The following is a 2,698-nucleotide window of genomic DNA, read 5'->3' as shown; positions in this document are numbered from 1 at the left end:
TCGATCCGATGATGGCGCTCGTCGCCGCCGATATGAACGAGGTGAATTCGGTCATACTCGACCGGATGCAATCCGAAGTGCCGCTGATCCCCGAACTCGCGGGCCATCTGATCGCCGGCGGGGGCAAGCGGATGCGCCCGATGCTGACGCTCGCGTGCGGCAAGCTGCTCGATTATCCGGGGCGCCGCCATTGCAAACTGGCCGCGGCGGTCGAATTCATCCACACCGCGACCTTGCTCCACGACGATGTCGTCGACAAATCGGACCTCCGCCGCGGCCGCAAGACCGCGAACATCATCTGGGGCAACAGCGCCTCGGTGCTCGTCGGCGACTTCCTGTTCAGCCGCGCCTTCGAGGTGATGGTCGAGGACGGGTCGCTCAAGGTCCTCAAGATCCTGTCGCGCGCTTCGGCGGTGATCGCCGAGGGCGAGGTCAACCAGCTCTCGGCGCAGCGCCGGATCGAGACGAGCGAGGACCAGTATCTCGCGATCATCAACGCGAAGACCGCCGAGCTGTTCGCCGCCGCGTGCAAGATCGCGGCAGTGGTCGCCGAGCGCGACGAGGCGACCGAAGCGGCGCTCGACGCCTATGGCCGCAACCTCGGCATCGCATTCCAGCTCGTCGACGATGCGATCGACTATGTTTCGGACGAGGAAACGATGGGGAAGGGCGTCGGCGACGACTTCCGCGACGGCAAGGTGACCCTGCCGGTCATCCTCGCCTATGCGCGCGGCAGCGCCGAGGAGCGCGAGTTCTGGAAGCAGGCGATCACCGGCCACAAGACGTCCGACGAGGATCTCGCTTATGCGACGTCGTTGCTGCGCAAGCACGACACCATAGCCGACACGCTGGCGCGGGCGCGGCACTACGGCCAGCGCGCGGTCGATGCGATCGGCGGCTTCAGCGCCAGCCAGGCGAAATCGGCGCTGACCGAAGCGGTCGCCTTCGCGGTCGCACGCGCCTATTGAGCCGGCGCCGATGGCGATGATGGGTCCAGCGGCGGAAAGTGCCGATGCCTATGTCGCCGCGTTGTCGGGCTGGCAGCGCGCGCGCTGCGAAATGATGCGTGCCGCAATCATGGCGGCTGCGCCCTTTGACGAAACGATCAAATGGACCAACCTCGTCTTCATGGCGAACGGCCCGTGCATCCTGATCCGCGCCGAGGAGCATCGCGTGCTGCTCGGCTTCTGGCGCGGCAAGCGGCTTCGTGAGGTTGATCCGCGCATCAAGGCCAGCGGCAAATATGAACTCGGTAATCTGGTGATGACCGAGGCGATCGAGGTCACCGCCGATGAGGTGTCGCGCCTTGCCGCCGAAGCCTTTCGTCTGAACGCCGAACTGGGCAATCCCGCGGCGCGGGCCTGATGCAGGTGCTGCCGATCGACGCCGTGCTGCCCGATATCATGGCGGCGCTGGTGCTGAAGCCCAATGCCGTTGTCGTCGCGCCGCCGGGGGCGGGCAAGACGACGCGTGTCGCCCCCGCGATCCTCGATCAGCCGTGGTGCAAGGGTGCGGTATGGCTGCTCTCGCCGCGGCGGCTTGCGGCACGCGGCGCGGCCGAACGAATCGCCGAGGAAATGGGCGAGGCGGTAGGCGGAATGGTCGGTTATGCGACGCGTCTCGACAGCAGGCAGTCGGCGGCGACGCGGCTGCTCGTGATGACGCCCGGCCTGTTCCGCAACCGTATCCTCGCCGATCCCGAACTTGGCGGCGTGTCGGCGGTCCTGTTCGACGAGGTCCATGAACGCAGCCTCGACGGCGATTTCGCGCTCGCGCTGGCGATCGATGCACAGCAGGGCCTGCGCGACGATCTCCGGCTTGTCGCGATGTCGGCGACCCTCGACGGCGCGCGCTTCGGAGCGCTGCTCGGCAACGCACCCGTCGTCAAGAGCGAGGGCAAGATCTGGCCGCTCGAGCTCCGCCATATCGGCCGCCGCGCCGAGGACCGGCTCGAGGCGTCGGTACTGAGCGCGGTGCGGCAGGCGCTGGCCGAGGAACTCGCGGGCGACATGCTCGCCTTCTTGCCCGGCGCCGCCGATATCGAGCGTGCCGCGACGGCGGTCGAGGAGGCACGCCTGCCGCTCGCCGTCCATCGCTTGCATGGACAGATCGACCCGGTGCTCCAGCGCAAGGCGCTCATCCGCGATCCCGACGGACGGCGCAAGCTGATCCTCGCGACGAGCATCGCCGAAACCAGCCTGACGATCGACGGCGTGCGCATCGTCATCGACGCCGGCCTGTCGCGCCGTCCGCGCTTCGACAAGGCCGCGGGCATCGCACGGCTGGTTACAGAGCGCGCGAGCCAGGCGTCGGCGACGCAGCGCGCGGGCCGCGCGGCGCGGCAGGGACCCGGCGTCGCCTATCGCCTGTGGGAGGCGGCGGCGACTGCGGGCATGCCGCCCTTCGATCCGCCCGAGATTCACGAGAACGACCTGATGCCTGTCGTGCTCGACTGCGCGAGCTGGGGCATCGTCGATCCGCGCCAGCTCGGCTGGCTCGATCCGCCGTCGCCCGCCGCCATTGCGGAAGCGAAGACGCGGCTCCAGTCGATCGGCGCGCTCGGCGAGGATGGCCGCATCACCGCGCATGGCAAGGCGCTCGCCGCGATTCCGCTGCCGGTGCCGCTCGCGCATATGCTGCTCGACGCGGCCCGCGCGGGGGAGGCCGGGATGGCGGGGCGGCTCGCGGTGCTGCTCAC

General features: G+C 68.8%; 3 protein-coding genes. All 3 read left to right on the top strand.

From position 1 onward, the window contains the following. A partial coding sequence (locus JHC57_RS21855) for a polyprenyl synthetase family protein (protein ID WP_366928562.1) occupies nt 1-968 on the top strand: 968 nt, incomplete at its 5' end. Nucleotides 969-978: 10 nt separating this feature from the next. Next, nucleotides 979-1,365 carry a DUF1801 domain-containing protein gene (locus JHC57_RS21850; RefSeq protein ID WP_294032676.1) on the top strand — a complete coding sequence of 129 codons (387 nt, stop codon included), beginning with the start codon at nt 979-981 and terminating at the stop codon, nt 1,363-1,365. Continuing rightward, a partial coding sequence (locus JHC57_RS21845) for a helicase-related protein (protein ID WP_294032675.1) occupies nt 1,365-2,698 on the top strand: 1,334 nt, incomplete at its 3' end. The genes JHC57_RS21850 and JHC57_RS21845, both read left to right, overlap by 1 nt.

Source organism: Sphingopyxis sp. (genome assembly GCF_016463645.1).
In the GTDB taxonomy this organism is placed as follows: Bacteria; Pseudomonadota; Alphaproteobacteria; order Sphingomonadales; family Sphingomonadaceae; genus Sphingopyxis.
This window is presented reverse-complemented; position numbering and strand designations above follow the sequence as displayed.

Coding starts and splice junctions, on each gene's coding strand:
- JHC57_RS21850 (WP_294032676.1), top strand. CDS start 979: ATGGCGATGATGGGTCCAGCGGCGGAAAGTGCCGATGCCTATGTCGCC.